Annotated in this window: 4 protein-coding genes; all 4 read right to left on the bottom strand. The window is 43.8% G+C overall.

Going from position 1 to position 5,474, the window contains the following annotated elements; genetic code table 11:
• Positions 1-821 (bottom strand): phosphodiester glycosidase family protein (locus tag ACESK1_RS10380; protein ID WP_372920115.1); only part of this gene is annotated, 821 nt, incomplete at its 3' end.
• 18 nt (positions 822-839) lie between these two features.
• Entirely contained in the window at positions 840-2,603 is a 1,764-nt protein-coding gene (locus tag ACESK1_RS10375) for an exo-beta-N-acetylmuramidase NamZ domain-containing protein (RefSeq protein WP_372920114.1), read from the bottom strand.
• A 10-nt stretch (positions 2,604-2,613) separates the two neighbouring features.
• The gene (locus ACESK1_RS10370) at positions 2,614-3,552 is read right to left on the bottom strand and encodes an N-acetylmuramoyl-L-alanine amidase (RefSeq protein WP_372920113.1); all 939 of its coding nucleotides are present in this window, start codon (positions 3,550-3,552) and stop codon (positions 2,614-2,616) included.
• 20 nt (positions 3,553-3,572) lie between these two features.
• The coding region (nagB, locus tag ACESK1_RS10365; protein WP_372920112.1) for a glucosamine-6-phosphate deaminase at positions 3,573-5,474 on the bottom strand (1,902 nt) is incomplete at its 5' end.

The following is a 5,474-nucleotide window of genomic DNA, read 5'->3' as shown; positions in this document are numbered from 1 at the left end:
CCAGTGATATCAGATGGGATATTCACCACTTCTTCGGCTGCAACCATTGCGGAAGAACCTCCGCCATCAAGGTTTACAGCTTCGATGGCACCTACTTCGAACATAAGTTGCGCCAATTCTGGAAGGCTAACTCCGGCGCTGGCCTGTTGCCGGCCATCGACCACCATCATTATTAAGGTGTGTTTATCTTTATAACCAATGGCAGTTCTTGGATGGCGCTGTAAGTGACTTCCGTCGAAACCTTCTTTTTTATCGGTTAGATTTATCTCTCCGTTTTTCAGCAAAACCGGCCCACCGCCAACAGCCTGGCTGGCTCTCCATATCTCTGAAGCAGCCTTAAGATCTGGATTTTCAAATTTTTTAGGAAGTTCTTCTTGATTTCCTGAATTAGTCCAAACCACCTCAGGCTTTCCGCGATGCATTCCAAAAGCCCCGCGAACAAGATCTTCTGAAGGTCCGGGAGCGATTAGCTCGCCATCTTCAATGATAAGACTCACTGAAGAATTTGCTGCGAAATACCCGCCATTTATAGCAAGGATTCCATCACCTCTATCATAAGTTTCTTTTGTGGTTTCCCGAATGCTGTTCCTGCCAAGGGAACGCAGTTTCAGGTTTTTATCCCTGAGGTCAATTTCAGCATACATCGCCCGTAACGGACTTCCATCAGGAAGTTTTCCGTAGGCATCATAGATTTTAACTGATTCCGGCAAAAGTATGTTCAGGTCTTCCCTGGGCTGCCAATCCGGGTTTATTTCTTGTGCCTGTAGATTTGCAAGGCAAAAAAGCCCTAAAAATACAAGCATGATCTTAGGGAAATTCATAATTAGCATTTTTGAAATTTAATACAAAAGGTACTTTGCCCTTATCTTTTGAAAAGCCTGCAAATCATTTTGCCACTGTTCGATAATATCTTCCGGGGTTTCTCCTGCATCCAGGGCTTTGCGCACTTTATCGGTTTTTAGTAGATCATCAAGTCTTGGTAGACGCCATTCCAGTTCCTCCGGATAGAGTTGCTTCAGAGCATGTAGAATATAGATTCCTGCTTCCACCGATTTAAAACTGTCTCTGTCGGTTAAATTCATTTCCACAGCCGGAATTTCTTCGCCCATGAATTTTGGCGGATAGATCTCGATCCCGTCTACCATTTGTTGCGGAGTGAATTTGGTAGTTTTGTAAGAAATACCTTTCAAATCATAAGACTGAAGCTGAGTAATCAGTTCTTCAGGATTTATCCAGGGAGCTGCGATAAGTTCAAAAGGTTGCAGGGTTCCCCGGCCTTCAGAAACATTGGTGCCTTCCAGTAAACAGGTTGCCGGGTAGAATGCGGCGGTAGTTAGGTTAAGCATATTTGGGGAAGGCTTGATCCAGGGCAGCCCGGTTTGATCATACCAGAATTCCCGCTTATAATTTTCCATAGGAATAACCTGAAGATCAGCCGCTGCCATTCCGGATTTTTCTCTTTCCTGATTAAACATAGTGGCGAGTTCTCCCACGGTCATCCCGTGGGTTATGGGCAACATGTCGATATCGGTAACCAGTTCTCCCGGTTTTCCAACCGGGCCATCGACGTAAATACCACCAATCGCATTGGGTCGGTCCAAAACAATAAAAGGAATATCATGTTCAGCAGCGGCTTCCTGTACAAGAAGCATGGTTTTAATGTAGGTATAGAACCGGGCGCCAATATCCTGAATGTCAAAAATCAAGACTTCTACATCTTCCAGCATTTCGGCTGTGGGTTTTCGGGTTTTTCCGTAGAGGGAGATTACGGGAAGTCCGGTTTTCTCGTCTTTGGAATCGGTTACGTGGGTGTCTTCTTCCCCACGAATTCCATGTTCAGGACCGAAAAGCATGGTAAGTTCTGTTTCGGGATTTTCATGGAGCAGATCAACGATGTGTTCCCCGTTCGGAAGTAATCCCGTGTGATTAGTAACCAGGCCAATTTTCTTGTTTTTGATCAAATCAAAATATTTGGCTTCAAAAAGTTTTTCAGCACCTATCTTTACCGGGTTTTCAGTCTTCAGCAAAGGTAATTTCGCATATAGATCGCTTCCCGGGCAGGTGGTCTCTGCCTCATCTTTATGTCCGCTGATGGTCTCCCTGGAAATATCATATTCTGAAGAAATAAAACTAACCAGTTTTTTTAGGCTTTCCCATTGCTGAGGTAATACTTCCTCCTTATTAAAATCCCCTTCCACCACGATAAGTACATGGCCATCTAAGTCATAGTCTGTATTAGAATCTCCCTGGAAGTTAATATCCCGACCTTCGGCGATATCTCCATTTGTGGCGATATAAAAATGGTAGGGAACATCGGGCCAGGCTTTTTTGATGCTGCCATCGGCCAAGGGAGAATCTTTTTGAGAGAATTGCTGTAATGCCTGAAGTTTCTTCTCGATAGTGAGTTCAGGTTTTTGGGGCATTCCCGTATGATGTATAGTAATAAACTGCGGCTTATGCGGGATCATTTCCATCACCGGAGCATTTGCTTTCCAGTCTTCCCGGGTAATAACAGCTAATTCACTTTCTTCAATATTTTGTGCTGAAGAGGGAAAAACGCAGAAAAGCGCAAGGATGAATTTGATAAAACCAATTTTATACATAAAGCCGCAGTTATAAATATTTCTGATACAAATTGTAAAGTATTTTAAGTTCGTCTCCTTTAAGCGGAGATTGAATGTCTTCCTGGATAAAATGCAGTTTGAAGGATTGAAGCGCAGCATCCATATTGCTGGTGTCAAAACCGATTATTCTCAAAGCCATTTCTACATCGAATGTTGCCGGGATCACTTCAGGAAAAAGAATTTTATCCAGAAACGGAATTCGTTGAGTGAGAATAGAATTTTGTGCAATGACCAGGGGATTTGGTTCAAAGAATTCGGCTTCTGTTTTCAGGTTTTTAACCTCTTCCTCGTCATACCACAAGCCGAAACCTTCTTCTGCAAGTCTCTTCCATGGAAAGGTGGCATTAGGATCTACTTTGCGACCCGGAGCGATATCTGAATGGCCAATGAAATTTTCAGCAGGAATATTGTAATCCTCTTTTAAGTTTTCCAAAACCTCTAACAAACTATAAATCTGGATTAGAGAAAATTCTTCAAATCCATTGTTATCCAGTTCAATCCCGATAGAAGAGGAGTTGAGGTCAGAATTATTTCCCCATTTTCCTATTCCGCCGTGCCATCCACGAAAATAATCATTCAACATATGATACACCTCGCCATCACGGCCAATAACGTAATGTGAACTCACCTGAGTGCGGGGAATAGTAAAGGTTTTCAGGGTTTGCTGTACAGAATCCTGCGCGGTGTGGTGAAGCACCACATAATTGGGCTTGCGCAGGTTAAAATTAGTAGTTCCCACCCGGTACTCCCCATAATAGAGTGCGGATCCATCAGACTTTTCCGGAAGTGGGAACGTACTTAATTGCTTGGCATAGGCCTTTGCCTGCTTTTTATAAACCCGGTTGGTTTTGGAATATGGATTGGAGGCACAGCTAGCCAAAACCAATAAAACCAGAATAATGTTAAGTAGGGCAAAACCTCTTTTCATAGCAATAAAAGCTTGTATTATTAGAATTTCCAGCGTACAAAGGCTTCCATTGCCTCATAATTTGCGAGTCCGAGTTTGTCGTAAGCTTCAGCGGTTTCGCGGTTTCGTTCTTCAGCGCGAACCCAGAATTCTCTTTCGTCGTCACCGGGAAAAACCGGACGATCTTTCTGAGACTGGTGCTGGAAGATTGCTTTTCTTTTTCGCTGTACTTCCTGGGGAGAAAGCGGTACTGCCATCTCGATCTCGTGGACTTCGAATTCCTGCCATGCCCCACGGTACATCCAGAGCCAGCAGTCTTTTGTCCATTCTTCGGTTTCCCGTAGTCTTGAAAGTGCTTCGAGAATAATTCGGAAACAAACAATATGGGTTCCGTGAGGATCTGCGAAATCGCCTGCTGCAAAAACCTGGTGTGGTTTTATTTGCTGAAGCAACTCCATGGTGAGTTTCACATCTATTTCAGTAACCGGATTCTTAATTTTTTTTCCGGTTTCATAAAATGGTAACGCCATAAAATGGATGTTCTTGTCCTTAAGTCCGGCAAATCTTGCTCCTGCAAAGGCTTCAGATTTTCTAATAAATGCTTTAACGTCCTGGATCTCCTGGAGGTCTATATCGTTGGGCTGTTTATCTTCAAGGAAACGCCTCATTTTCTCATAAGTTGCTTCCAGTTTTTCTACATCTTCGCCCCGGCTTCGGTTAAAATCTATGGCGAATTCAACATACCTCAATACATCGGTATCCCAAACCGCGGTGTTTCCCGAGGTTTGATAGGCGACATGAACCTCGTGTCCCTGATCTACCAATCGAATAAAAGTTCCTCCCATGGAGATCACGTCGTCATCGGGATGGGGAGAGAAAATAAGTGAACGCTTTTGCGGCGGGTCTTTTCTTTCAGGTCTCTGGGTGTCATCAGCCTGGGGTTTTCCACCGGGCCAGCCGGTAATACTGTGCTGCAGCTGATTAAATACGTTAATATTTATATTATAAGCGGGACCAAAATCTGTGGCGAGCTGGGCCATCCCGTTATTGTTGTAATCTTCGTCGGTAAGCTTGAGAATTGGCTTTTTTACTTCAGAAGAAAGCCAGATAACCGCTTTTTTGATGAGTTGTTTGTCCCAAACGCAATCTTTTACCAACCAGGGTGTATTGAAGCGGGTGAGTTCTGAAGCGGCATCTTCATCTAAAATAAACTCCACATTTTCTGAAAGCTGAAGGTAAGTTGCAGGAACATTTCCTGAAATTTCTCCTTCCACAGCTTTTCTGATAATTGGGGCTTTTTTACGGCTCCATGCCATAAGGATGATCTCGCGGGCTTTGAAAATCGTCCCAATTCCCATGGTTATGGCTTTTGTGGGTACGTTTTCTTTTCCACCAAAATCCCGGGAGGCATCGCGACGGGTTAGATCGTCTAAGGTTACCAATCTGGTTCCAGAGTTTGGAGCCGATCCCGGTTCGTTGAAACCAATGTGACCCGTTCTACCAATTCCCAGCACCTGAAGGTCTAAACCACCAAGTTCTCCTATTTTATTTTCATAATCTATACAGTAATTTGCGATATCTTCTTTGGCCAGGGTGCCATCAGGAATGTGAATGTTTTCCCGTTTTATATCGATGTGGTTGAAAAGGTTTTCATCCATAAACCGAACGTAGCTCTGCTTGGCGTCGGGTTGCATTGGGTAATATTCATCCAGGTTGAAGGTGATCACATTTTGAAAACTCAGGCCTTCTTCTTTGTGCATGCGGACTAATTCTTCGTATACCTCAACCGGAGTAGCTCCTGTTGCTAAACCAAGAACTGCGTTTTCTCCCTTTTCCTGTTTTTTCTTGATAAGTGAGGCTATTCTGGCTGCCACCGTTTGTGATGCGATATGTTCATCGGGATAAACGCTAACCGGCAGTTTTTCGAAACGCGTTTCTTCTAA

Source organism: Salegentibacter sp. (assembly GCF_041642575.1).
In the GTDB taxonomy this organism is placed as follows: domain Bacteria; phylum Bacteroidota; class Bacteroidia; order Flavobacteriales; family Flavobacteriaceae; genus Salegentibacter.
Note: the sequence above shows the minus strand (reverse complement) of the source record. Positions and strands in the feature narration are given on the sequence as shown.